Source organism: Streptomyces sp. DH12 (assembly GCF_020873895.1).
Classification (GTDB): Bacteria; Actinomycetota; Actinomycetes; order Streptomycetales; family Streptomycetaceae; genus Streptomyces.
Window position 1 is genome coordinate 1 of record NZ_JAHWGT010001441.1, and the last position, 410, is coordinate 410.

Annotated in this window: 1 pseudogene; it reads right to left on the reverse strand. The window is 71.0% G+C overall.

Going from position 1 to position 410, the window contains the following annotated elements:
- Nucleotides 1–241: 241 nt before the first annotated feature.
- Nucleotides 242–410: pseudogene (locus LPA54_RS40475) on the reverse strand (MarR family transcriptional regulator); the annotation flags it as partial.

The window sequence follows — 410 nt, forward strand, 5'->3', positions numbered from 1 at the left end:
TCCCCTTTTCGTGCCCTGCCCCGCGGCGCGGTTGCGATGGTGGGGCAGCCCGGGAGGACCCCTCAGGGCGAGGGGCCGGGCTGCGCCGAAGACACGATAACGGTAATCATTTTCAATGTCAGCCGTCGAGGGGGTGCACCGGCGCCCGGCGGCGCGTCGAGCCGGTAGTCGTCGAGACCGGGAAAAGAGAGACGGCCGGGTCAGGTGGGGGCCCTGACCCGGCCGTGCGTCGCCGGGTGAATCAGTCGGTGCGCCCGCGCAGCAGCGCGAGCTCGTGGTTCAGCTCGGTGAGGAAGCGGATGACCACGCGCAGCTCCTCGACCGTGAAGTGCTCGCGGGCCGCGTCTGTGCTGCGGGCGAGCGGCTGGAAGTACTCGCGCGCCAGGCCCTTGGCCCGGTCCTCGTACTCC